Raw genomic sequence first — 23,884 nt, 5'->3', positions numbered from 1 at the left:
TTATAATTATTTATATTCCGTTAACGGTTCAACCGGAGCGGTTGTTTTCGCCGAGGTGAATATCGGCGCGTCTACGCAGGCTTATAACAAGGATGTAAAGCTTGATAATATCTGCTTAGTTGATTCAGATGGCAATGGGACTAAAGATAAAATCGCCGTGGGCTGTTCGGATGGGAAGGTAAGGTGTTATACTTTCGCCGGAGCTCTCTGGCAGACTTCAACCGATGCTCAAGGTTCGGCGGTTACTTCTGTGGAAGCAAGAAGTATCGATGGTGATGCCAAAGAAGAAACGTTATCAGGCACTAAATTAGGAGCGTTATATTGTATCAGCAATACCGGATTAGCGACCGTAGCCGGATACCCAAAGGCGTTGAGCGGATTCGTGTTCAAAATAACCAGCCAGAATTTTGAAAATAGGTTTGCCGTAGCTGCTAAAGATAAGCAATATGTAATTAAAAATGACGGCACAGAAGATTTTTCCAAGGCAATGGCTAATTATGGTTACGCTAGTTGTATTGTCAAGAATCCTGCCCAGACCCTATACCTGGCCCATATTAACTGGGACAAGAATATTTATTATGATTTGATTTCCATGGCGCCGGGGGTTCCATATGTGCAAATCCCATCATCAAGTTCTATCACCGGATATGTCACCAGTTCCACAGCAGTAAAAATGGGGCAGAGTATTGCTTACCTTGCATTCGATTTGAAACTTAATTCCAATGGCTCTGCTGTAACTTCAGCCATTTGGAAGCGTTTTAGGATAGATAAATATATTCCGGGAGGAGGGGTTGGTCCTTCAAACAGTAAAATTGAGGTACAGGTCTGGAAAGAGACCAACGGCAACAAGCGCTGGGATATCGGGGATACTTTGGTTACCACAGGCTCATTCGGAATTGACAATACGGCTTGGCTTAATATGAAACGGCACGTCATAACCACTGATATAAGCACGTTTTATATCGTTTGCAAGTTAGCCGACACAATCGGCGGCGGGCAGACTTTCGGTTTGAGGGTGCTTAACAGCGCCTACCTGGAATTTGAAGACGATGTTATTGTAAACAATACTAATTTTTAAAGTATTAAAGCGGTTACAAAACTGGTGTTTCTACCGCGAAAATAACTTGACCCACTCCCCCTTTATATATATAATCCCATTGCTTATGCGCTATAAACTTATCTTAACGTTTTTGTTGCTTGCAGGCATCATTACGCAATTATTAGCATTTGCCCCATTCAGGGACTCCCTATCATCGGGTGTCCCCGACACGAAGTGGAGCGGGGCCCAGGGGCAAACCACGGGAACCGCGCCGGCTGATAAAGAGGTGTTAATCTGCGTCATACCGATTAAAGGCCCGATTATGGATAGGGGGCTTCCCCATTTCATCAAGCGGGCTGTAGAACAGGCTAAAGAAGTCGGGGCAAAACTCATTATCTTTGAAATCAATACGCCCGGAGGTGCTGTTTCCATCGGCGATGAGGAATACACCATGGGCATTGTCAAAGGCATAGAAAATTCATTGCCCGTTACATCAGTCGCCTATGTCGCCAATGCGGCTATTTCCGCCGGGGTTTTAATCTCCATCGCCTGCGATAAGATAATCATGCAGCCTGATGCGACCATCGGCGCGGCTGAAGTGATTGTTGGTAGCGGAGATACTCCTCATCCCCACCAGGCTAAATACACCTCGGCTTTTGAAGCCATCATGAAAGCCAAAGCGGAAAAGAAAGGATATCCGTATAACCTTGTGGCGGCGATGGTTAATCGCAATCTTGCCGTCCACCAGGTGAAAATAAATAATTCCCAAATAGCTTACCTGACGGAAGAGGAAATCAAGCAGGTAAAGGCGGAAGGCAAGGATATTGCGGTAATTAAGCGCATCGGAAAACCTGATGAGCCGCTGACTTTGACCGCATCGGAGGCGAAGGAATACGGCCTTATATCCGCGATTGTTAGTAAGCGCGACGAAATTCCCGGACTGTTCGGAATCAAGGATTTTACATTCCGTGAAATGGAACCGACCTGGAGCGAAGACCTGGTGATTTTCCTTACGAATCCATTGGTCAGCGGCATCCTTATCATGGTAGGGTTGATTGCGGTCTGGATGTCCTTTAAAGCGCCCGGCATGGGCGTTCCTGAAACACTGGCGGTTGTATGTTTCCTCCTCATATTTTTCGGCCATTATTTAGCCGGACTGGCTGAGGTTACGGAGGCGCTTATCTTTTTCCTCGGATTGGCGTTGCTGGCGGTTGAAGTATTCATCATCCCCGGCTTTGGCGTAACAGGGATTGCCGGTATCATACTCATTTTAGTCAGCCTGGTGTTGTCTATGCAGGATTTCACCGTTCCTTCTTCTGACCTGCCGTGGCAATGGCGGATATTCTGGAATAATTTAAGCGTCGTCATAATTTCGTCCGTAAGCGCCATGGTTATCTTTATCTTTATTGTCAGGCTTATTCCCTATTCGCCGTATCTAAACAGGTTAGTCCTTAAAGCCGAGGAAACTTCATCGGAAGGATTTACCTCATCCGATGATTACCACAAACTTATCGGCTCGACCGGCATAGTGTTAAGTTATCTGCGCCCGGCCGGCAAGATAAGAATCGGCGAAGAGCTTATTGACGTCGTTACCGAGGGTGAATTTATCGAGCAGGGGAAACCGGTCAAAGTGATTAAGGTCGAAGGCAATAAAATAATAGTGGAGAAAGCATAGAAATGGATTTTTCGTATATCATTCTTCTTTACGGCGGCGGGCTGCTTTGTATCATCGCTGAAATATTTATTCCCGGAGGAGTTGTCGGCATTGCCGGCGCAATCGGGATGGCGATAAGCATTTATTACGCCTTTATAAGCTACGGTGTTTTGCTTGGTTTAATCCTTTTGCTCGGCGCTTTGATACTGCTTCCGCTCATAATTTTAGTCGCTTTAAAAAAGCTCAGATTATCCAAAACGCTTAATACCGAGGAAGGGTTTATATCGCCGGGCCCTGAATTGGAAAAACTAATCGGCAGGGAAGGGATTGCCTTTACTTATCTAAGGCCGGCCGGCACCGCCTTGATTGAAGGCAAGAAGGTGGACGTCGTTACCGAAGGCGGGATGATAGATAAAGATATTGCAATCAAAGTAATAAAAGTCGAAGGCGTAAAAGTCATTGTCAGGGCGAAATAGCATCCATGATTAACAAATATTTAAATTATTTAATATTGGTTTGGATTATCACCGCCTGTGTTTTTTCTTCCGTTTGCGTAAGTAACGAGGCTCCTGAAGCGCCTAAAAACGCGGAAACGCCTAAAGAGCTTTTAGAGAAAGTAATAACCGCCACTCTTAATGCCGATGGCTTTTATTTTAAGGGGACAGGTTTCTTTTCCTTTAAAGGCCCAAAAACCGATATCAAAATAGAAAATACCTTTTTTGGAATGAACCAGAAGCCGGATTTAAGCTATATCACCATGGAATCAAAAGACACCGGGGAAAAAATAGAGGCCTATCGCCAAGGGAAAAACGCCGCTATGCGTGGCAATAAACAGAAAGAATGGGTAAGGCAGAATTTCGCCTCCCCGAAAGAATTTATCGATATATACAAGAATAATACGGAAAATATAAAGTTTGATGATGGGGTTGAGGAGAAAATAAACGATACGCCGTGCCGGGTTATTGAAGCAAGCCTGAACCAAAAGGGAATTAATGACTTTTTGGCTTTATATAAGAATGTACCGGAGGGGCTTGTTAACGCGACGAAGTCTTCCGTTATTAAAGTTTGGGCAGGTAAAAGCAATAACCTGGTATATAAAATTACCGTAAAGATAGACGTTACTATACAGAACGAACTTAGTCCTGCCGAAAAGGATGATAATGAAAATCTTCCGCCGGACAAGAAAAAACAGCCGGAAAAAACATATGTTAAGTTTTCCGGAGAAGTCGCCTGTTATGATTATGATAAACCGGTTGAAATAAAGATACCGGATGAGGTCAAAGAAATCTGGGACGGAAATAAATAATAATTTTAAAGAAAGGAGAAATCAATGGAAAAAATAGGCTTATTAGCCCAAGCAGTGTCATCAGGAAGCGATTGGATGACAATCGTGGTGGTGGCGGCAATAATCGTTGCTTTTATCATTGCGATAATACTTTTTCGCTTTGGGTTCCTGTGGCTCCAGGCGTTTCTTTCAGGGGCTCATGTCGGGATATTCGAGCTTATCGGCATGTGGTTCAGGAAAGTAAGCGCGCATATCGTAGTGATTAACCGGATTAATGCGGTTAAAGCTGGCCTCAATATCACAACCGCAAAACTGGAAGCGCATTACCTTGCCGGCGGTAACGTTACGAAAGTCGTCCGTGCGGTTATTGCCGCCAATAAAGCCGGAATTAATCTGACCAGCGAACGGGCAATGGCAATCGATTTAGCCGGTCGTGATGTCCTGGAAGCGGTGCACACAAGTGTTTTGCCTAAAGTTATTGATGTACCGAACCCGCAAAAAGGGCGCGAGACAATAGATGCGGTTGCCAAAGATGGTATTCAGGTTAAGGTAAAGGCGCGCGTTACCGTAAGGACAAACCTCGATAGGTTGGTCGGCGGCGCAACCGAAGAAACGGTTATCGCACGCGTAGGAGAAGGCATCGTCACCAGTATCGGGTCTTCCCAATCTTATAAAGCTGTTTTAGAAAACCCGGATAATATTTCCAAGAAAGTCCTGGAAAAAGGGCTGGATGCGGGAACTGCTTTTGAAATTCTTTCCATTGATATTGCCGATGTTGATGTAGGTGATAATATCGGAGCCAAACTGCAAACCGATCAGGCGGAAGCCGACCTGAAAATCGCCCGAGCTAAGGCAGAAACCCGCCGTGCACTGGCAGTCGCACAGGAACAGGAAATGAAAGCCAAAACGCAGGAAATGCGCGCTCATGTCGTGGAAGCCGAAGCAGAAGTTCCCAAGGCGCTGGCATTCGCATTCCGTGAAGGAAGGCTCGGCGTAATGGATTATTATAATTTGCGTAATATTCAGGCTGATACAGAAATGCGCGATTCCATTGCTAAACCCAGAACGGATGCTGATAAAGACCATCCGAAACCTGGCAAATAAAATAGAGTAGCAATATGGACAGTGATTTAATACAACTTGCGGCGTATGTGGTGATTTTTATCGTTATTGGATTGGCCTCGGTAATAAAGAAAGCTTACGAGGCTAAGAAAAGACGGCAGGAGGAGGAGAAAAAATCCGGGCCGAGTATGGCCCAGCCGGAAAAATCACAGGGCTTGCGCATGGAGGAAGAAACCGAAACACAAGTTCCGGGGCCAACGGAATCTGAGACCCCTTCAGAAACAGAGCCACCCGTAATAAATTTGGAGGATGTGTTGAAGAAGGCTTTTGGCTTTCCGGGCACCACAGAAAGCAGGGAAAAACCTCCTCGAATAAAACCACAAAAGGTGTGGCAGGTTAAAGAGGGAATTAACCCCACGGCTGCTATGGAACCGGAACAGCCGGTTTTAGCCGATGGCGCGGAGGAAAATAAAAATATCTCGGTTACGACCATATGCGGCTGGGATGATTTTACACAGCATTTGAATGAAAACGGTTCTTCTGAATTGGCAAAGGCAATAATATTAACAGAAATCATCGCCCCTCCCATTGCTTTAAGAAGAACCAGAGGATTGTCTAAAAGAATAGCGTAAAAAAGCCGAAGTGGCGGAATTGGCAGACCTGCCTGCAGCAGGCAGGCGCGTTAGCCTTGTTGGATTTTATTTATGTATTATGTTTATGCGCTTAATAGTTTAACCCGTAAATATATTTACGTTGGGCTTACTAATAATTTGGACAGAAGAATAAATCAACATAATAAAGGTCAGGAAAGAACTACTCAGCCTTATCGCCCTTTATTCTCGCGCCTTTAAAACAAGAATGGAAGCACGGCAACACGAAAAGTACTTAAAATCAACAAGTGGTAAAAGGAAATTAAAAGCCGAAGTGGCGGAATTGGCAGACGCGTTAGACTCAAAATCTAATGTCCTTTACGGACATGAGGGTTCAACTCCCTCCTTCGGCATATAACGAATTATGACAACCACAAAACCAAAACCGATTCCTTTAGCGATGATTATTTGTGATTCTGTAATTGAAGACCGCATCACGGGCAAAAAAAGCCTTATCGGTATTTTTAATAATATCGCGGTTGCCCAATTTCCCTGTCAGCATCCTTCAATCAACGTTTTCTTTACACTTACCGAAGGAATCGGCGAGTACCAGGGATGCCTAAGATGCGTCAAGCTGGATACCAATGAAATCATCATAAACATAAACGGTCCTATTCCATTTCCGAACAGACTTGCTACCGTGGAGTTTAACTTCGAACTGAAAAACATAAGATTCCCCACCGAAGGGCAATATGTCTTTGAATTACTTTGCGATGACCAGCCTGTCATCAGCCGCAAGTTTAACGTTTCTAAAATTAAAACCCCGGAAAAAAAGCCTTAACTTTTTATAAGCCAAACATCTTTATCGCCAGCCCTGATACGGCAATGGAACCGCCTGCCAGAAAATGAACATAACGTTCTATCCATTTCGATGTTATAAGTTTTACTCCCTGGTAGCCTAACCAGGCGATTATGGTCATTGTTAATATAGTAGTGATCGAAAATATCAAGGCGACATTCAGTATGTTTACCCATCCGTAAGCCGCGGCTGGGAACATCAAAAGCGGGATTAATGGCTCGCAAGGGCCTAAAACAAATATGATAAAAACAGCCCAAAAAGTTGTTTGCTTTTCAACTGCGTGAGCATGTTCGTGGTTATGCAGATGTTCATGCTCGTTTTCCCCTGTAGGTATATGTCCATGCGAATGCGAATGGTAATGTCCTTGTAACCCGCGCAATAATCCCCAGATTGCGTAAACGACTCCGAATCCTATCAATAGATAGCTTGCGATTTCTCCTCTGATTGATTCCGAATGTTCAAGTTTGCTCACGCCTATGCCTGCTAGGATGCCGACTATTCCCAGTATAACAGATGATAGAACATGCCCGATTCCGCATAAGACAGCGACAAGGACAACCTTTTTACCCGGCCAATTGTTTGCCCTTCCCAGCATTATAAAAGGGAGATAATGATCTGGGCCTATTACCGTATGTATAAACGCGATGAAAAGCGCTGTTCCGTATAAAATCCATAGTGAATTATCCATATCATATCTCCTCTTTTCTTGTTAAAATATAAATAAAAAAAGCCACGAAAGCTATTCCGTTTCTCGCGGAATTGAAAGCCTTCGTGGCTTTGTTGTTTTTAGACTATTAGTCTTTTAGAGTTTTTCTATTATTATCTTATGGTCAACCAAGCTGATTTCCGCAATCTTCGCCTTCATTATTTTCTGTTCCCCAAAAATGCTTTTCATAAACAGCCCGTCTTCCTGCGGCCTGACAATATCAGCTTCCTTTAGGATAAGTTCTTCTTTCCCTTTTTCCCTTAAATAAACATTTGCTTCACACATCTTGGACCTATCCTATCATACAGATTTATGATTGTCAAATAATCTTTGCGACCTTATCTATTAATTTATCAATCAAATGGGGCAAAGGCTCACGGCTTACCCCGACCATCTCTGTCCTTTCCGAACTAAGCGGCAGTAAAAGCTTTTCCGCCGGAGACCCTTTAATTGCCTCAGCCATTTTGGGCGTAAGTTCTCCCATCAGGGCATTATCCGTAATAATTCCTATTGTGCCCATTATATAGTCTGTTTTATCCAGGCGAGAAACATTTACGACGATTGCGTTTTCACCTGACGCTCCTTTATTGGCGCCGGATTTCATCATTGCCGCTGTTGCCAGCGCATTTGTGCCCAAGGCGATTATTTCAATATTATCAGGAACCGCCTTTCTGAGTTTTTTTACGATGTGTGCTCCAATTCCTCCTCCCTGTCCGTCAATTACCACTATTTTCATAGCTAAAATTATATCAATTATTCCTAATCAGGTCAATATTGCACTAATGTCCCCTTACGGCGCGCATAAGAAAGCGATGCCTTAATTGCTATCGAGGCAATCGGAATCAATGCCAAAGATATGCATAACAATATCAAAACATCCTGCCATAATATTGCAAGCGCTGCCCCCTGATAAACTGCCTTTTCCAATGACCTAATCGAATAGGTAATCGGGAATATATAAGAAAAAATCCGTACCCATTCCGGGAGAACCGTAATCGGGAAGAATACGCCGCCCAAAACCTCCATCCCGATATTCATAAGGTAAGAAACCGGGTCGCCCCGTTTAAAGGCAATGATAAAACTTGCCGAAAGCATTCCCAATGCGTTAAACGATATTATGGAAATAAGCAGAATAACTGCGGTTGAAACCAGGTTAATATTGCCGAAATCCACTCCGAATATGAAAATGCCGGCAATGACGTAAATGAATATATTAAATATGGATAGGATAAAATTCCACGACATCATAGCAATCATGATTGTGTAGATGCCGGTTGGTGTGCTTATAAGCGCCTCAAAGGTGCCCATCATTTGTTCGTCATTCAGCTGGGCGGCAAGGGCGCTGATAGTCCCTCCTAAAAAACCGCCTGCCATAATGCCTACCAGGACGTAGGAAAAATAATTTATTCCAAATGGGGCCAGGTGCGGCGCTATTTGGGAACCGAAAAGCTTGTCTATGAAAAAGAATATGACGACTGAAATAATCGGTGCGAAAATGCTCAAGGCAAACGCAAAACGATAACTGACCAGGTTCAATGCTGATTTCTTTATGTATGCTCTTATCTTGCGCATAAGCTGTTTTTTTATGGTATAGGGCTATAGTCCTAACCACTGAAAATCGTATTAAAGTTTATAGCAGAGCGATTTTCTTATCTCATCCGGCTTGCCAATTGTCACAAGCTTGCCTTCTTTAATTACTCCGATTCTGTCGCAGATATCTTCAGCCTCTTTCAAATTATGCGTAACCATGAGAACGGTTTTGCCCTGCTTTTTAACCAGTTCTTTCCGGATAAAACTCCTGAGTTCTTCTGCTGAGTAATAATCAAGGCTTCTGGTCGGTTCATCCATCAGCAAGACCGGCGGATTATGTAACAATGCGCGGGCGAACTTAAGCCGTTGTTGCATCCCTGTGGAATACTCGCCGGCCCTTTTATTTAAATAGGAAAGATGCAACAAATCGGAAAGCTCATTGATACGTGGAACAAGCGACTTTTTATCCAATCCGTAAAATGTGCCGTAGAATACCAGGTTTTGTTGTCCGGTTAAGCGCCAGTAAAAACTACGCTCTCCTGCCAGGATTAAGCCGATAGACCTTTTTACATCTATTTGATTCTTTGAGGGGTCATAATTATTTATCAAGGCATTGCCCTTATCAGGCGATATTAAACCGGCAAGGATTTTGATTAGGGTGGTCTTGCCCGCGCCGTTGGGGCCGATAAGCCCAAATACCTCGCCTTTTTTAATATTCAAGTTTAATTCGTCTATTACGGTAAAGAAAGTCTTTTCCCTGAATATATTGTGGAAAGAAAGGGCGGGCGAAAAATACTTAGTTAAATCGGTTATTTCTATCATTGTTTCCCATTATAACTTTTTTCAACAAAGTATTCAAGGCAAAAGAACCTATACTTAAGTATACGGTTTAAGTGTGCTAATCCTATATTCTATTTTTTGCACTTGGTGTAGGGTAAGGCTATCAAGGTTGAGTAGTAAGGTTATCGAGGTGGAGTAGTATGGCTATGAAGGTGGAGCAGTATGGCTATCAAGTAAGAGTAGTAAGGTTATCAGGGTAGGGCGGTAAGGCTATCAGGGCGGAGCAGTAGAGCTATAAAGGGGGATGAGTAGAGCTATGGAGGTGGAGGGGTAGTCCCAGTAGTGTCCGCAAGATTTAATCATATAATTGTACAGTTAATCTTCTTTCCTGACAGGTATGGTAATAATTTAAAATTAGGCTGATTTAGAGATAAAGAATCTCATGGTATCATTATTTACCGTTTTGTTTAGGGGTGAGGTATTCGATAAACCGCTCTATTTCCAGTTTCTTTTCTGCAGGGGCGAGGAGTAATGCGTTTCGGGCTAATGTTATTGCTGTATCAACCTTGCCTTGTTTGCCCTGATACCGTGCCAGTCCGTAATAGCCCAAATAATATCCCGTGTCAAGGGCTATTGCTTGTTGATGGGAACGGACATAGAGGATATCCTGGTTTGGGTTTAGGAAAAACAAGTCTGAGGTCTGGTATTCTTCCACTGCCTCTTTATAATATTTGGTGGCCGTTTCTTTATTGCCCATTGTCAAATAGACATCACCCAGATGAGCAAGCGTTTCGGAAAAATGCCTGTCTATCTTGAGTGATTGTTCATAATAACTAATAGCCTTATTATAATCTTGGATTTCATTATAAAACTCGCCCACTTCATTAAAAAGCTGTGGGTTGGTCGGGCATAAATCAAGGCTGATTTTATAATAATTTTCTGCCTCAGTTATATAAGAGTGCCGTTCTTTGGGCTCTTGAGTAAAAGCTAATCTAAAACGATATAACCGCGCCAGGTTGGCATTGCGATACCAGCTTGATGGTTCATACTTGGCAGATTCCAAGGCGTTTTCCAGCGATTTATTAATATAGCCTGATCTTTTGGATACATCTTTTTCCGCTTCTGCCATCAAGCGGTAGGTTTCAGACAGGTCTGCATAGATAAAAGTGGGGTCTGGGGTCAGCCTTTTAGCTTCTTCGTAGCGGCGGATTGCCTCGTTCCAGTGTTCGGCTCCGGCATCGCGGAAGACACGGGCGCTGTTGGCAACATTATTAGACCGTATCAGGTTAATATCCATAAACCAGATAATTGATATTCCGATAATTACAAGAACCAGAGAGCCGATTAATCCGCTTATCCCTAAAAATCGAGCGCCAGATTCAGGATGGTAAATAGATAAAGCCAATAGGAACATTATAATAAACAGCCAGATATATAAATTAATGATAGCATTGATTATTCCGGATTGTAGGTATATGAAAAAGGAATGGCTGATTAAAAAGAGTGCGGTGGTTGAGACGATAATAATAAAATACCATTGTAAAATCCACCCCAAGCTTTTTTTGGATTCGCCCTGCTTTAGTAGCATGGAGAGAAATATTCCCAATCCTACCGTAAATAGGGCATACAATAATAGAAGCCATTTGTCGGGCGAGTCCAATAAGCGTGTATTAAAGGAATGTATGAATGAATCCAAGAGCGTATCGGCTGTTCTGGGGATTTTATCTGAATAGGGATGGATAAAATTAACCATGGTGAAGATAAGGACTATCAAAGCAGTGATAACCGTGAATGAATAGAAAAAGATATTAGGTTGTATTAGTTTTGCATCAGTTGCCGTTTCATTTGCCTCACCGGAATACGAAACATAAGCCGTAAACAAGCCTAAAAAGAGCCATCCGTAGAAAGCGGATGAATTAACATTAATCCCGAATTCTAATTCAGCAAAATGTGCGATTAATGCCGAACCGATGGCAATTAAGGTAAGTCTTGAGTTAAGATTCAAGCTGATATCTGGTGAAACTGTTTGGTTAGCCGTCTGGGTTTCATTTTCTTTCTTTTCCTCCCATGATACCAGATATATTAAGATATACACTATGCCTGAAGCAATAAGCCCGAAGGTAATACCAAGTCCTATATAAATAAGCGAATGGGTTATAAGGTAAGGCAGGAAAATACCGGTTAAAACGGAAATGCCGGTTATCCCGATAAATATATTCCGTTGCTTGGTGTTTTTGATAAGAGCCGTATATTTGAGAAGGGAAAATAGTATTAGGAAAATAATTGCCAGGTAGATAATTACCCCGATAAACCCGTTGGTGGCGAGTATATCATAAAAATCGCTGTGTGCACGGTCAGGGAAGGCCACGCGCCTTTCAAAGGTAACCAGTTCGTTGGGGGAGTGTTTGTAATACAAGACTTTCATCATTTCCGGTCCATAACCGATAGCCGCACGGGAAGGCTCGGCTTTGACCATGTTAAGCATGCCTTCCCAGATGAGCAATCTTACCTTGCCTGGGCCGCCTTCAGTCTCGAATATTTGTCCCAGCCTGCCGACATACGGGACTTTTTTAAGCTGCTCCAGAGGGCCGCCCGGAATGTTAAAGATAATGAGCACAATCAATCCGAATAGGGCAATTCCGTAAAGCGCGAGCGTTAATTTACGTTGGTGTTTTATAATAAACCAGAGAATAAGAAAAATGCCAAGCCCGACCCCTAATCCGACCAAAGGTCCGCGGCTTTGGGTGAAGATAAGGCAGAAGCCTTGGAATAATATCAGGAATCCGTAGCATATGATGAAAAACAGGCGGTATTTTTGCTCATAGTTGAATGATTGAATAAACCGTAAGAGGGTAAGCGGAATGACCATGACAAGATACGAGCCGAAGAATATCGGGTTGCCCAGAGTGGCATCAATACGGACGCTCCAGATAGGGCTGAATTGTAAGAGCTGGTATGAACCGTAGATGCAGACCGGGATACTGGTGATTATTATGCCGTTGATTATCCGTTCAATCTGTTCTTTCCTGCGGATGGTCAAAGTCATTATGATGAAGATGATAATATAAGCAAGTATGGTATAAGCGCCTTGGAACCGGGCGCCCAGATGCCCCCACCAGCTGGTATGCGGCGTGACGGAGAATACGGTGGAAATAATGTAACTTGCTAGCATTAATAAGACGGCAATGAATATGGGTTGCCGCGAGACTGAAGATTTAGATGCAGGTGATTCTTCCTTAGAGGATTTATTTTCCATCCTGTTGATGATAAAAGCAAGGAGTATAATAACTGCAATCGAACGAACGAGTGTGCCTTTGGGCATATCATATCCGTTTTCGCCGTAGCGGTTAATTAAAAGCGGCGAAACAACCAATGCGATGATAATACAGGCTTCTATGATGCTTTCGCAGAATAGGCCTAATTTGGTTCGGCTTCGTTCTTCTTGCATGGTTTTCTTCGGCTGTTCTATCCGGGTTTTATTCTTCATTGTTCTAATCTTTTAATAAGACCGTTTACTATTTCTTTATCAGATTGAGGTGCTAAGTTCAGGGCGACTTTTGCTTCACCCAACGCTTCTTTCTTTTTTTTCAGTGCTTCGTAGGCTTGTGCAGCATAAAAGTGATGCTGGTAATTTGCGGAATCCATATTAATCAAAATGGTGTTTAGCTTAAGGAATTCTTCGTATCTTTTATTGGTGAAATAATTGCCGCACAGTATTGCTGCCTGTCTTGTGTTCAAAGAGCCTCCTAACTGCCATGCTTTTTCATAATAAGAAACGGCATTATTTTCATCGTTAAAGGCGGTTTTATAAAGATCGCCCATTACCAAGTATTCCGATGGAGAAGAAGGAGATAAATCTATTGCCTTTTGGTATATTTTACGGGCTTCTTCATAATCTTGTTTGAACTTAAGCATGTCGCCCCATTCCCTGAAATAAACAGGGTTGGTAAGGCTATATTTAGTCGTAAGTAGTTGGTAATATTGTATCGCCTTTTTATACCGCTGGTCCTGGTCATGCCCTGCTGGTGTAGCAAAAAACCAGTTGCGGTAAAAGGTGGTTAATTTGCGCACGATCCGCGGATTATAGGAGCTCGTTTTACGGAGCGTTTCCAGGGTTTCTATGCTTTTGGCATAATTGCCCTTGGCAAAATAGGCATCGCTTAAATCTTCGTAATAATAGTCTGTCTGTGGCGACATCTGGATACTTTTCTGGTAATACTCAACGGATTTATCCATGTTAGATGCCTGGACAAGTTTTGCATATTTGTATTGTACTTCCGCATATAATTCCTTTAGATTTGTATTGTACATAAAAATAAAGGTGATTACGGTTATGACGACATAGACAATTATTTGGGGAATACTACCCGCCAATTTACGCGCCAGTCCGGATGGCATAAAGAAAATAATAATCAGCGCGTTTAAAATAATCCAGATGCATAATAACGTGATGTAATTCCCTAAATCGGAGCGTTCGGTTAGCATGGAATATTTTATCCCGACGAATAAGCCGCTCCACAAGGAGGACAAAATGATATATAAACCGTATGATAAGGTCATGTTAACTGTTTTTGAAGAAGCATTTATCCACGGCAGGACGATAATTCCTCCGAAAACCAATGTTATTATCCAGAATAAGCCCATATATGGTAAGAATGTAATATCAGTTGTGTTTGGGACGAGGCGGACTAAGGAAAATGCCATTACGGCAATAATCAATCCGCTGATAACGGACCAAAGTATAATTTTGTTGAATGGATTGGATGCAATTTCTTTTTCCTTCTTTTCAGGCTTAGATTCATTAGTAGGTACTTGCAAGCCCCCGACAATCAGTCCGATAAATCCCCATAAATATAGGCGTGTGGTGGTCAATCCCATGCCGAATTGTATCTCGATAAAATGCGCGATGATGCCGCATAATAAACCGATTAACAGTAACTCTGATGAAGTAAGTGATGTTCTTGTTTCTGCAGAAATACTGAATATATAAACCAATAAATATACTCCAAGCCCTAAAATCACGCCGCCGGGTATTCCTAATCCGAAAAGAATAATTCCTTCTGCCAGTATTTTAGTAAGCACGAGGGCAATAATTAACCCGCTGATAATACAGCCATAGAACTTAAGCTGGTGGCTCTTATTTGGAATCAAGCCCAGGTATTTGAAAACATAGTATGCAGCCAAGATAATGATTGTCATAAAAATCAATAAACCGCTAATGCCGCCCGTTACCAGGAGGTCAAAGGTGTCATTATGTGAATGGTCGGGTGCATTATCCGCCTGTTCGTACCGGGCAATATCCGGATTGTTGTACTTGAAATACAATGGATAAATGGATTCAAAGCCATAGCCGGTTAAAAGCCTAGTGGGTTGTGCTTTCAACGCCGTTTCGGCTGATTTCCAGATGGCAAACCGGACTTTGATGGTATTCGATGCTTCTTCCGACTGCAAGGCAAATCTTCCGAGATACGGTTTAAGGGAAGATAAAGGCGAACTGGGTATCAATAAAATAGTTAGAATTATCATTATCGCGATAATTGAGATGAACACCCATTTTATCCTGCGCCGTGCGGTGATTATCAGGATAAATAAGGTGATGGCGGCCACAAATCCCACAGCCGGACCACGGCTTTTGGTGAAATAGAGTGCCGATAGCTGTAACAATAAAATAACTCCATAGCAAATATTCAAAGGAATCCGCCGTATGTTTTCGATAAGCCTGGATAAAACCAGCGGGATAACCATGATTAAATACGCGCCCATAAAGATGGGTCCGCCGAAGGTTCCGGTTACACGGTCGCTGATTTTATCCTTCCAGATAGGGTCTATCCCGAAATGCTGTAATATTCCGTAAAATGTTATGGGGATGCTCGATAAAACCAAACCCGTGATTAATAAATCCAGCTGTTGCTGTTTTTTTGTGGTCTGTATTATCAGGAAGAAAATAATAATATAGGAGAAGAAGGTGTAAAAACCTTCATCGCGCAGATAAAATCCCTTTAATGTTACCGGGAAATAAGGAGAGATAAAGCTGTTTATAAAATAGAAAGTAGCCAGAATTGCCGTTAATATCGCCAGTGGGTGGTGATTTTTCCAGCTTTTAATACCTGATTTCCAATTGCCCGTTTCTAGTTTTTGTACCACCCACGCCAGTATCATTACAAGGGTTATTGAACGCAGTATAAAAACACGGCTGCCTTCAAAAGTCCTGCCCGGCTGTTCGGCATATGGATTAAATAAAAGCGGAATGATGATAAGGCTTAATAAACAGCCGGTTTCAATTACCTTATTACAGAAATTGCCTAAGCGTGTATTCATAGCCGAATAATATAACATTACCGTGAAATATGGTCAAGGCATTATTGACACTTAACTTTTTATTTGATAGTCTATATCTTAACTTATGATAGACATCATTTACGAAGACGATTACTTAATGGTAGTAAACAAACCGGCAAATATGTTGGTTATTTCAGCCCCTGGCAAACACGAACGCGTTTTAACTGATATCCTGAATGACTTACTTCGTAAAAGAGGCCTAGATGTCAAAGCGCACCCATGCCACCGGCTTGATTACGAAACATCAGGAGTAATCATCTATGCCAAAGGCAAAAAAATACAACAGGAAGTAATGAAGCAATTCCATAATCAAGCAATTAAGAAAAAGTATATTGCTTTTGTCCAGGGTGTTCTGAAACGGGATAGTGCGGAGCTTATGAACCAGATAGAAGGAAAACCGGCCGAGACGCGCTACCGGGTAATCGAACGCCACAGGGGTTTTACGGTGGTGGAAGCGGAGCCGGTCACCGGCAGGACCAACCAGATCAGAATCCAGTTTGTAAAGCTTGGGTATCCCTTGGTGGGGGAGCGCAGGTTTGCTTTTGCCAGGGATTATAAACTGAAGTTTAGGAGAACTGCTTTACATTCAAGTGAGATAAACTTTACGCATCCAGTCAGTCAAAAACCCCTCCATTTTTCTGTCCCGCTTCCTGATGATATGAATTCTTTGCTCAACAGGTTTCCCTTGGATTAATCTTATCGGTCAGCAGTTTGTCCAATATATTATAATGAGCTTGCTCTTCTTTAATAATCTTATCAATATCGTTTCCCCCCATATCAGAGCTGGTAAATTTTCTTAGCTGGGCATAGAAGGCAATAGATTCATTCTCTATCTTTAACGCGAAACGGATGGTTTCCTGATCGGTCTTTATTTTAGATGCGATTTCCTTGGCAGAAAGGTTTCTGGTAAATACATTGGCATCAGCCATTTTTTTAAGGTGTTTAGCATCATCTTCAGGAAATTCTTTTACAGATACCGAAGCTGGCTTTTTAGACATAGTTTTTTTAAGCATTTCCTCAAAAACCTTTTGGTGCTTTTTCTCATCATCCCGTAATCTGGCACATATTTTCTTTATGTCGTTATCTTTCGTTTCATCAATGAGCAAGCGATAAAACTGTTCTCCGTTTTTCTCGATAAGAATGGCTACTTCCATAATTTCTTCTGCATTGAAAAAATAGGGCATATTTGCTCCTTTCTAACTATTGGCTATACTGGTTAGTTTTTCCTGATATTTTCATCCACGCCGCGTTGCTGGCGGAGATTCTTTAACTCCTGCACGAGTTTTTCTTCTTTAATCGTAAGCTTTTCAGGGATAACTATTCTTATTTTAACAAACAAATCACCTCTTGTCTTACTGCCGGATTGTGGTAATCCCTGTCCGCGCAGGCGTAAAACTGTTCCTGATTGTGTTCCTGCCGGAATCTTTAAGTCGACTTTTCCTTCCAGGGTGGATATTTGAATCTTCGTTCCCGTAATTGCATCGTAATCAAGGACAGGAATTTCACAGCGTAGGTTATACCCGTCTAATTCAAACAAATGGTGCCGTAATATTTTTATGATAAGATATAAATCACCGGGGTTTCCGCCGGCAATGCCCGGTCCGCCTTGCCCGGCTAATCTTATTTTAGACCCTTCGGTTACGCCTTTAGGGATTTTTACCTCGATACGCTTTGAGCCTTGGCTGGTTTGTAGCTGCAAAAGTCGTTTGGTTCCATGGAATGCTTCTTCAAGGGTAATTTCCAGTTTTTCCTCTATATTCTGCCCCGATTGAGAAGCGTTATAGCCTCTGGGTTGGCGTGAACTCGTTCGGAATCTAGTACCACCCATGCCGCCAAGCGCGGAAAGTATGTCTTCTTCCCCGAAGAATGATGCGAAGAAATCGCTGAAATCGCCACCTCCGCCGAATTTGACTTCCTCCCATTGGGGGGAAGTCCGGGCGCGGCTGTAATACTGTCTGGCATAATCCTGGTCGCGTGAAACTCTTTCCCAATCAGATCCTAATTGGTTGTATTTATTCCGTTTTTCAGAATCTGATAATACTTCATTCGCCTCGTTTATTTCTTTAAAATGTCGTTCAGCTTCTTTATTACCCGGGTTTACATCGGGATGATACTTGCGGGCAAGTTTGCGATATGCAGATTTTATCTCATCCGTAGAAGCATTTTTGGATACGCCCAGGATTTTATAATAATCTTTGTATTCCATTAAAGGAAGATTATAACTATAGCTTAGGCTTTGGTCAAGAGTTATTTATATACGCTGAAATAAAAAGGGGCGGCTTTTAAGTCCGCCCCTTTAAAACAGGTCTATTTAACAGTTAGTCGTTAAAACCCTGGATTTTCTTTCCCAGCTCTTGCTGTAATGTGTTTTGCTTGTCCAGTGTTTCTTTCATCAAGCTTTTTAAGGTGTCAACACGTTCGACAGCCTTATCGAGTTTGTCAACCCACTTTTCCCTGAGTTCGCGTTCTTTGGGATTATTGATATTCAGGACATTTAAGTTTTGCCTGTATTCATTTTGTTCTCTTGACAAACGGTCAAGCTCGGTTTGATATTCGCTATAGACTCTTTTCTGCTCGGAAACCTGTCCCATTAAAACCGTCAACTCTTCCAAAAACTTCTTAGCGCTGGAAGAAAGCGGTGATTGGCTTAAATAGAACCTGATTTGGTCAGTGGAAATATTTTGCAGGTATATCTGCGATGCGGTTTCGGTTTGTTCGGTAACCGTGAAATCAATGCTCTTGCCGGCCGCCAAATCAAATTTGAAACGGTAGTAGCTTGGAATTTCCTCATCAGCTTTTTTGGGTTCAATCAAAGTATAACCGCCGGTGCGGGGATGATCTAAATAAACTACCTGATCGCGGCCTGTTTTATTAGCAAGCTTATAAGCCGTTTCGTTCATGGAATAACTGTTCATTACCAGCATCCCGTTGGTTATCTTGCATTTATGGACAGGCTTTGATGTATATTTATTGGTTACTTCAATCGTGCATCCGGTCTCTATAGCGTAAGGGAGTATTTCTTTCATCCCCGCCTGCAGAGATTCTTTTAATAAGCCTTCGCCGATGGATGTAGAGCCTTCAAATATGGTCATCGGTCCTGTTTCCAGTGTTAATTTAGTGGAATTGGTCATATAAAAGGCATTCATGAGTCTTGGAGAAACCTGCGCGCGGTAATAGAGAATCTTATTGCCTTCTACCGTATCGGTAATAATCGGGACCATCGCTGCCTGACGGCGGCTGATAGAGACGGGTGTCTTTGCGTTATAGGCAAAAAGTTCCCCTACCTGCATGCCGCTTGTCAGTGCGTTTACGGAATTCTGCAATAACATGGACATATTTGGGGCAGGTATCATCCCTGGTGCATTATTTGGTGCCTTTGATTTATTTGCATATCCTCCTCGCCCGCCACCATATTGCATTTTTTCTTCCAGCGCGTAATTTCCTTCATCATACATCTTATCAGCCGCATCAGAGTTTCCTTTAGCCAGCTCTATAGTATTAAATAATGCACCGACCAGTGGGATAATGCTTGCCAGGTTGATTTCCGGCCGCTGGGGATAATATGATGTATAAAGGTCCATGCTGAATGAAATCGGATTTCCTGCAATAAAAGACATTTGGACATCGGCCCAATCTTCATCAGTTGGGTTTTCTATAATTGCCCAGCCTTGCAGATACGGTTTTTCCTTTTCATCCAGTATCAGGCGGTAGGATGTTTTCCATATGGGCATTTCCAGTTGATAGCCCATCATGATATTCCTGTCGCCTTTGCCGTTGCAGATTACTTTAACCTGTTTGCGGTCCGTATATTTAGAATTAAGGTAAATATCCAGCACCCTTTTCAAATCTTTCTGAATCGGTTCATCCAGAAGTTTCAGTGAACTTATTTCCAGTAAGTTAACCGGTTTTATTTCTCCATCCGCTTTGAGTATCACTAATTTATAAGCGGTAACGGTCATATTATCCATCTTCTGGGAAATCGGTTCAATACCCATGATAGTTCCCTGAAAGATTTCATTTCCGATTTTAACCTCAATCTTTGCGCCTTTGAGTTGTGCCAGAAACTGGGTCAAAGCCGCGCCTTCGGGAACCCTGATTAAGATATTTTCCAGTTGCTTGTCAATCGGATCTTTTGAATCATAACCCACGGTTGTGATTTTTCCCCCGTTCTTATCAACCACGAAAAACGAAGTCAGGATATCTTTCATCTGGTTGGTTTTGAATCCGAGGGTGATGGTGGCATCGCCTTTTACGGCGCATTCCCTTTCAAAATAGCCCATGCCGTGTTTATAAAACACTACCTTGGTTATTTTAGTTTGGGTGGATTCTTCGTCGCCCTTATCCTGCGCCCACATCACGGGGTTGCCGGCTACCAGTATCAGCACTATCATGAGTGCCATCCAACGTTTCAGCATACGCACCTCCTTTTCATATTATTTTTTCTATTCTGCTGAAGTAATTTCATAAATCTTATCGCCGAAGCAAACTACAATCTTGTCGCCTAAGGCAAAGTATTTGCCTAATTCCGGATTATCTTTAATCAATCCAAAGTATTTATCGCCTAGGTATTCTATTTTAGTTGTTTTATCCTTGTCCTTTTCCGTATAGAGGCTATCGTACCAGATGCCGTCGCTTAAGTAGAATGTTTTATCGCCGACTTGTTTTACCTTTTCCTTAATCGTCCTGCCGAGATGTCCGGTCCCGGCCTCTTTTCCATCATAGTTCCCTTCTTGTAACTTATCCGCTTCTTTGCTTTTTTCTACTGCACCAGCACCGCTACTTTTTCGTACTGAAATACTTTCGTCCTTCAGTTCATTTTCCATTGAAGTTCCGCTAAAGCCTTGGCTTAAACCTGGCGGGGTAGGGGTGTTAGGCTCGTTTTTTATGTCCTCTAGTACCAGCCAGGAAGTATACTTGGTAAGAATGCCGTATTCAATCGCTAGTTTAGCAATTTCTTCCTTGACTTCTTTGGTTTCGCCATGAAGTCTGATTGCATCCATGAGGTAGCCAATTTTGCTGGTCGCCCAAAGCCTTGGGATGAAATCGGTTACTTCGTTCCTTTCGGCAAAGGTTGCTTCATATTCAAACTTGCGGGGTTCTCCGTTAACCGTTCCGGTGAGTGTAATCAGTTTTTGCCCACCGCCTTTATACCGTCCGAAAATAATCATCTGCGAACCGCGGAACATATCCGAAAGCTTTTGTGGATAACGGTCATAAATCTCTATATTAGCTGCTTCCAATTTTACATCCGAAAGGACCGGATAGGCAATTTTATCATAGAAGTTGGATACTTTGACCTCGATATTTTCATCCGGAGTGATATATTCACGCGCCCCTTGATTTTCTTCGGCAATCTTATCCAGAAGATGGGTGTTGACATCATACCCCACGCCGAAGGTGTAAATGCGGATATTCTTGGTATTTTTTGACGTAACATTCTTTACTATTTTATCCGGGGATGTTTCGCCGACAGTCGGCATACCGTCCGTAATGAATATTATCAGATACGGCCGTTTGCTCGATGTATCGGACATCTCAATCGCGGTTTGGAGTGCGCTGTCAATGTTTGTCCCTCCGCGTGCGTCTATTTCACTTACCCATTTAATCGCATCTTCTTTAGAGGTGGTGGTTACTTCTTGCAGGTTGCTTTTAAATGTCCTTACCTCGCTGCTGAAAGTAACCAGGTTAAAGCGATCTTCCTCGCGCAGGCTATGGATACAGAATTCCAGGGACTTCTTTGCCTGTTCTATTTTTTTATTATCAAGCATGGAACCGGATGTGTCCATGACGAACACGACGTCTTTCTTTACGACTTCAGAATCTTCCGTCTCATATTTGGGAGAAAGCATCATCATGAAAAAGCCATCCCCTGTTGATTTTTTATATGTGGTCAGGTTAACGCCGAATTGCTTTTCCGAGAGAGTGTAATAAAGAATGAAATCCTTATCCGGCTTCATGTTTTTCTGCTCAAAGCTGATGGATGTGTTGCTATCGCTTTTTCGGATGATATCAACTGCCGGATAAGTCGGCGAATAAATGCTTTTAATCGGGATGTTTGAATTAAGAGCCACGTTAATAACCGCTGAATCAATGGCTGCGCTGGAAAACTTATTCGTTCCCCATGGATGGCGGAAAACGCATATGCCGTTATCATTCGGCAAGCGGTATGTATATGTATACTTAATTCTTACGTTGCCCGGTCCCTGTCCCAAATCCTGGCTTGCTGCTGGAATGGGGAAAACGCGTAGTTTGAGTAAATCATGTCCAGCGTATTCCAGAAGCGCCGGGTCAACCATCTTGCGCACGGTTTCCTGGTAATACTGCAGGGCTTTATCGCGGTCCAAGAGTTCCCCTTTGGTTTCTTTACCGTTAATCCACAGGGATAAATCCTGTACCGTTGTTTCCGGGAGTATTGGCAGGATAAATATTCCCTCCGCCTGAAAGTTGTTGGAATTGTGGAATACCTCGTCAACGGTAACCATGGCCACCTGGTTTTCAATCTTGACATCGAGCGCGGTTTTCTGGACGGACATATTGGTGACCTGTGTATTGGGCGGTAAAATCCGGCGGTCTATATCAATAACACCGCACGCTTCGGATAGGGGACTAATCGCTATGATGAAACCTACTGTCAGTATTAGCAGTGCTATTATTCTTCTCATGTTTCTATCCTCCTTTCACCCCCGGCTTGCCGGGAGAGAATTTATTCCTCATCTAGAATAATGATTAACTCTATCAAGCCGAAATCAGATGCGCCTCTATCTTTTGACAATTCCTTGTTTTCGCCAGTTGAAAAACCTCTTGATTTGTCGCTTCCTTTTTCTTTTACTTGTTTCTGTGATTCCAAATCATGAAGTATGACCAAAGAATCGTCTATTTTCTTTAACTGCTCTGCATTGTCTTTTAATTCATTTACTTCATCAGATTTTTCCTCATTATCGGCATCCTCGAATTCCTGGTCGGTATTGTCAGGTAGTTTTTTTAGGTTACTTTCGGTTTCTTCAAAAAATGAATTGCCTTCCTGCGGTTGCGTGGGGGCGGTCGGCGCTGGCTGGGTTTTCATCGCACCGGCAAAATTTCCTCTATTGGATTTTTCTTGTTTATTCGGCCCTGTTTTATTATCTTCTTTAGCTAAACAACCGTATGAATCTTCGACATCAGTTTTTGTTTCCAGCATTTTATTGTTTAATTTATCTTCAACTTTGGTGACCAGTTCATCAGTTAATAATTCATGGACGGTAAGAGAGCCCGTTTGGGCTTTTTCCAAGTCAGCCACTTTAACATCGCCTATTTTCTGTATTTTAAGCTGCTCAATAAAAGCTTCTTTTTGGTTAAGTGGCAGGATTACTTTGACCTGATATGTTTTTAATTTGCTCTTTTGCCTTTCCGTATCCGATTTTCCTTTTGTTAAGATATTATTACTTGCTTTTTGTGTTTCACTCTTTTTTCCTGCCTTGCCATCAGCGATTTTACCTGAATAATGTGTAAGGATGGCCTTAATATCCTGTAAAGCTTTATCATTATTTTTAGAGGCAATATTGACTTTTTGTGAAAACACTACGGGTTTGTCAGTTTTGTCGTTGACGCTCCACGTAAACCCTTCTGGTTGTGCTTTTTCATATTCCGCAAGCGAATTGGCTGGCAAAAGTGTATGTTCGGGAACGGCATTGCCGGCCTGATTATCGGTTATCTCGGTCGTTTTAGACGGTTGCAGTATTAAGCCTACGTAAACGACCAGGAACGCTGCCGCGGCTGTCGCCAGGCTGGGTATTATCCATTGGTATCGTGTAAAAATATTTACGTGTTTAGGTTGGGAAATACCGTCTAACCCTTTATTTATCCTGTCAACAAGTTCGCCCGGTGCTTTTACCATAGGCAATTCTTTCATCATTTGCCGCACCTTGTTTAATTCAACGGCTTCCTCCTTGCAATCGAGGCAATCTTCCAGATGGTGCCTGACCATTGTTGACTCTTTTTCGGAAAGCTCGTCATCAATATAAGCGCTTAATAATTCTCTGATATTATCGCATTTCATAACCA

20 protein-coding genes, 1 tRNA gene and 1 pseudogene are annotated in these 23,884 nt (G+C 42.5%); 10 read left to right on the top strand and 12 right to left on the bottom strand.

Annotation, left to right across the window (positions count from 1 at the left end; genetic code table 11):
- The 9 genes and pseudogenes from HY811_05870 to HY811_05830 form a co-directional block, all read left to right on the top strand.
- Window positions 1–1,078: hypothetical protein (locus HY811_05870; GenBank protein ID MBI4834324.1), on the top strand; the 1,078-nt coding region annotated here is incomplete at its 5' end.
- A gap of 85 nt (window positions 1,079–1,163) precedes the next feature.
- The gene (locus HY811_05865) at window positions 1,164–2,714 is read left to right on the top strand and encodes a nodulation protein NfeD (protein ID MBI4834323.1); all 1,551 of its coding nucleotides are present in this window, start codon (window positions 1,164–1,166) and stop codon (window positions 2,712–2,714) included.
- Between the two features lie 2 nt (window positions 2,715–2,716).
- Entirely contained in the window at window positions 2,717–3,169 is a 453-nt protein-coding gene (locus HY811_05860) for a hypothetical protein (protein MBI4834322.1), read from the top strand.
- A 5-nt stretch (window positions 3,170–3,174) separates the two neighbouring features.
- Complete coding sequence (locus HY811_05855; GenBank protein ID MBI4834321.1) at window positions 3,175–3,999, top strand: hypothetical protein; 825 nt, start codon at window positions 3,175–3,177, stop codon at window positions 3,997–3,999.
- A gap of 75 nt (window positions 4,000–4,074) precedes the next feature.
- A complete protein-coding gene (floA, locus tag HY811_05850) occupies window positions 4,075–5,082 on the top strand; it encodes a flotillin-like protein FloA (GenBank protein MBI4834320.1) in 1,008 nt (335 codons plus the stop codon).
- 14 nt (window positions 5,083–5,096) lie between these two features.
- A complete protein-coding gene (locus HY811_05845) occupies window positions 5,097–5,672 on the top strand; it encodes a hypothetical protein (GenBank protein MBI4834319.1) in 576 nt (191 codons plus the stop codon).
- Between the two features lie 72 nt (window positions 5,673–5,744).
- A pseudogene (locus HY811_05840) lies at window positions 5,745–5,958 on the top strand (GIY-YIG nuclease family protein).
- Window positions 5,959–6,043 (top strand) — tRNA-Leu (locus tag HY811_05835).
- 11 nt (window positions 6,044–6,054) lie between these two features.
- A complete protein-coding gene (locus HY811_05830) occupies window positions 6,055–6,471 on the top strand; it encodes a hypothetical protein (protein ID MBI4834318.1) in 417 nt (138 codons plus the stop codon).
- A 4-nt stretch (window positions 6,472–6,475) separates the two neighbouring features.
- On the opposite strand, the gene HY811_05825 is transcribed toward HY811_05830, so the two are convergent.
- The 7 genes from HY811_05825 to HY811_05795 all read right to left on the bottom strand — a co-directional run bounded on the left by HY811_05825 (window position 6,476) and on the right by HY811_05795 (window position 15,823).
- Window positions 6,476–7,177 carry a sulfite exporter TauE/SafE family protein gene (locus tag HY811_05825; GenBank protein ID MBI4834317.1) on the bottom strand — a complete coding sequence of 234 codons (702 nt, stop codon included), beginning with the start codon at window positions 7,175–7,177 and terminating at the stop codon, window positions 6,476–6,478.
- A 114-nt stretch (window positions 7,178–7,291) separates the two neighbouring features.
- On the bottom strand, window positions 7,292–7,480 hold the full coding sequence (locus HY811_05820; GenBank protein ID MBI4834316.1) for a CooT family nickel-binding protein: 189 nt from the start codon (window positions 7,478–7,480) through the stop codon (window positions 7,292–7,294).
- A 34-nt stretch (window positions 7,481–7,514) separates the two neighbouring features.
- Window positions 7,515–7,931 carry a DUF3842 family protein gene (locus HY811_05815; GenBank protein ID MBI4834315.1) on the bottom strand — a complete coding sequence of 139 codons (417 nt, stop codon included), beginning with the start codon at window positions 7,929–7,931 and terminating at the stop codon, window positions 7,515–7,517.
- Window positions 7,932–7,963: 32 nt separating this feature from the next.
- The gene (locus HY811_05810) at window positions 7,964–8,767 is read right to left on the bottom strand and encodes an ABC transporter permease (protein ID MBI4834314.1); all 804 of its coding nucleotides are present in this window, start codon (window positions 8,765–8,767) and stop codon (window positions 7,964–7,966) included.
- Window positions 8,768–8,818: 51 nt separating this feature from the next.
- Complete coding sequence (locus HY811_05805; GenBank protein ID MBI4834313.1) at window positions 8,819–9,547, bottom strand: ABC transporter ATP-binding protein; 729 nt, start codon at window positions 9,545–9,547, stop codon at window positions 8,819–8,821.
- A 409-nt stretch (window positions 9,548–9,956) separates the two neighbouring features.
- Window positions 9,957–12,992, bottom strand: coding sequence for an O-antigen ligase family protein (locus HY811_05800; GenBank protein MBI4834312.1), 3,036 nt, complete (start codon window positions 12,990–12,992; stop codon window positions 9,957–9,959).
- On the bottom strand, window positions 12,989–15,823 hold the full coding sequence (locus HY811_05795) for an O-antigen ligase family protein (protein MBI4834311.1): 2,835 nt from the start codon (window positions 15,821–15,823) through the stop codon (window positions 12,989–12,991). Before HY811_05795 ends, HY811_05800 begins: the two co-directional genes overlap by 4 nt.
- Window positions 15,824–15,908: 85 nt before the next feature.
- Between HY811_05795 and HY811_05790 the strand changes: the two genes are divergently transcribed.
- Window positions 15,909–16,538, top strand: coding sequence for an RluA family pseudouridine synthase (locus tag HY811_05790; GenBank protein MBI4834310.1), 630 nt, complete (start codon window positions 15,909–15,911; stop codon window positions 16,536–16,538).
- Here HY811_05790 and HY811_05785 read toward each other — a convergent pair.
- The 5 genes from HY811_05785 to HY811_05765 form a co-directional block, all read right to left on the bottom strand.
- Window positions 16,516–17,028 carry a ferritin family protein gene (locus HY811_05785; protein ID MBI4834309.1) on the bottom strand — a complete coding sequence of 171 codons (513 nt, stop codon included), beginning with the start codon at window positions 17,026–17,028 and terminating at the stop codon, window positions 16,516–16,518. The genes HY811_05790 and HY811_05785 overlap by 23 nt on opposite strands.
- 32 nt (window positions 17,029–17,060) lie before the next feature.
- On the bottom strand, window positions 17,061–18,050 hold the full coding sequence (locus HY811_05780; GenBank protein MBI4834308.1) for a J domain-containing protein: 990 nt from the start codon (window positions 18,048–18,050) through the stop codon (window positions 17,061–17,063).
- 112 nt (window positions 18,051–18,162) lie between these two features.
- A complete protein-coding gene (locus HY811_05775) occupies window positions 18,163–20,259 on the bottom strand; it encodes a DUF4139 domain-containing protein (protein ID MBI4834307.1) in 2,097 nt (698 codons plus the stop codon).
- Between the two features lie 27 nt (window positions 20,260–20,286).
- Window positions 20,287–22,506: a VWA domain-containing protein gene (locus HY811_05770; protein ID MBI4834306.1), complete on the bottom strand. Its 2,220-nt coding sequence runs from the start codon at window positions 22,504–22,506 to the stop codon at window positions 20,287–20,289.
- A gap of 41 nt (window positions 22,507–22,547) precedes the next feature.
- A complete protein-coding gene (locus HY811_05765) occupies window positions 22,548–23,879 on the bottom strand; it encodes a zf-HC2 domain-containing protein (GenBank protein MBI4834305.1) in 1,332 nt (443 codons plus the stop codon).
- Window positions 23,880–23,884 lie beyond the last annotated feature (5 nt).

Source organism: Planctomycetota bacterium (assembly GCA_016207825.1).
Taxonomy (GTDB): domain Bacteria; phylum Planctomycetota; class MHYJ01; order JACQXL01; family JACQZI01; genus JACQZI01.
This window is presented reverse-complemented; position numbering and strand designations above follow the sequence as displayed.

Excerpts from the sequence above, each read along its gene's own strand:
- HY811_05765 (MBI4834305.1), bottom strand. The coding sequence starts at position 23,879 with ATGAAATGCGATAATATCAGAGAATTATTAAGCGCTTATATTGATGAC.
- HY811_05820 (MBI4834316.1), bottom strand. The coding sequence starts at position 7,480 with ATGTGTGAAGCAAATGTTTATTTAAGGGAAAAAGGGAAAGAAGAACTT.
- HY811_05790 (MBI4834310.1), top strand. The coding sequence starts at position 15,909 with ATGATAGACATCATTTACGAAGACGATTACTTAATGGTAGTAAACAAA.
- HY811_05810 (MBI4834314.1), bottom strand. The coding sequence starts at position 8,767 with ATGCGCAAGATAAGAGCATACATAAAGAAATCAGCATTGAACCTGGTC.
- HY811_05800 (MBI4834312.1), bottom strand. The coding sequence starts at position 12,992 with ATGAAGAATAAAACCCGGATAGAACAGCCGAAGAAAACCATGCAAGAA.
- HY811_05780 (MBI4834308.1), bottom strand. The coding sequence starts at position 18,050 with ATGGAATACAAAGATTATTATAAAATCCTGGGCGTATCCAAAAATGCT.
- HY811_05785 (MBI4834309.1), bottom strand. The coding sequence starts at position 17,028 with ATGCCCTATTTTTTCAATGCAGAAGAAATTATGGAAGTAGCCATTCTT.
- HY811_05860 (MBI4834322.1), top strand. The coding sequence starts at position 2,717 with ATGGATTTTTCGTATATCATTCTTCTTTACGGCGGCGGGCTGCTTTGT.
- HY811_05815 (MBI4834315.1), bottom strand. The coding sequence starts at position 7,931 with ATGAAAATAGTGGTAATTGACGGACAGGGAGGAGGAATTGGAGCACAC.
- HY811_05845 (MBI4834319.1), top strand. The coding sequence starts at position 5,097 with ATGGACAGTGATTTAATACAACTTGCGGCGTATGTGGTGATTTTTATC.
- floA (MBI4834320.1), top strand. The coding sequence starts at position 4,075 with ATGACAATCGTGGTGGTGGCGGCAATAATCGTTGCTTTTATCATTGCG.
- HY811_05775 (MBI4834307.1), bottom strand. The coding sequence starts at position 20,259 with ATGCTGAAACGTTGGATGGCACTCATGATAGTGCTGATACTGGTAGCC.
- HY811_05830 (MBI4834318.1), top strand. The coding sequence starts at position 6,055 with ATGACAACCACAAAACCAAAACCGATTCCTTTAGCGATGATTATTTGT.
- HY811_05795 (MBI4834311.1), bottom strand. The coding sequence starts at position 15,823 with ATGAATACACGCTTAGGCAATTTCTGTAATAAGGTAATTGAAACCGGC.
- HY811_05770 (MBI4834306.1), bottom strand. The coding sequence starts at position 22,506 with ATGAGAAGAATAATAGCACTGCTAATACTGACAGTAGGTTTCATCATA.
- HY811_05865 (MBI4834323.1), top strand. The coding sequence starts at position 1,164 with ATGCGCTATAAACTTATCTTAACGTTTTTGTTGCTTGCAGGCATCATT.
- HY811_05855 (MBI4834321.1), top strand. The coding sequence starts at position 3,175 with ATGATTAACAAATATTTAAATTATTTAATATTGGTTTGGATTATCACC.
- HY811_05805 (MBI4834313.1), bottom strand. The coding sequence starts at position 9,547 with ATGATAGAAATAACCGATTTAACTAAGTATTTTTCGCCCGCCCTTTCT.
- HY811_05825 (MBI4834317.1), bottom strand. The coding sequence starts at position 7,177 with ATGGATAATTCACTATGGATTTTATACGGAACAGCGCTTTTCATCGCG.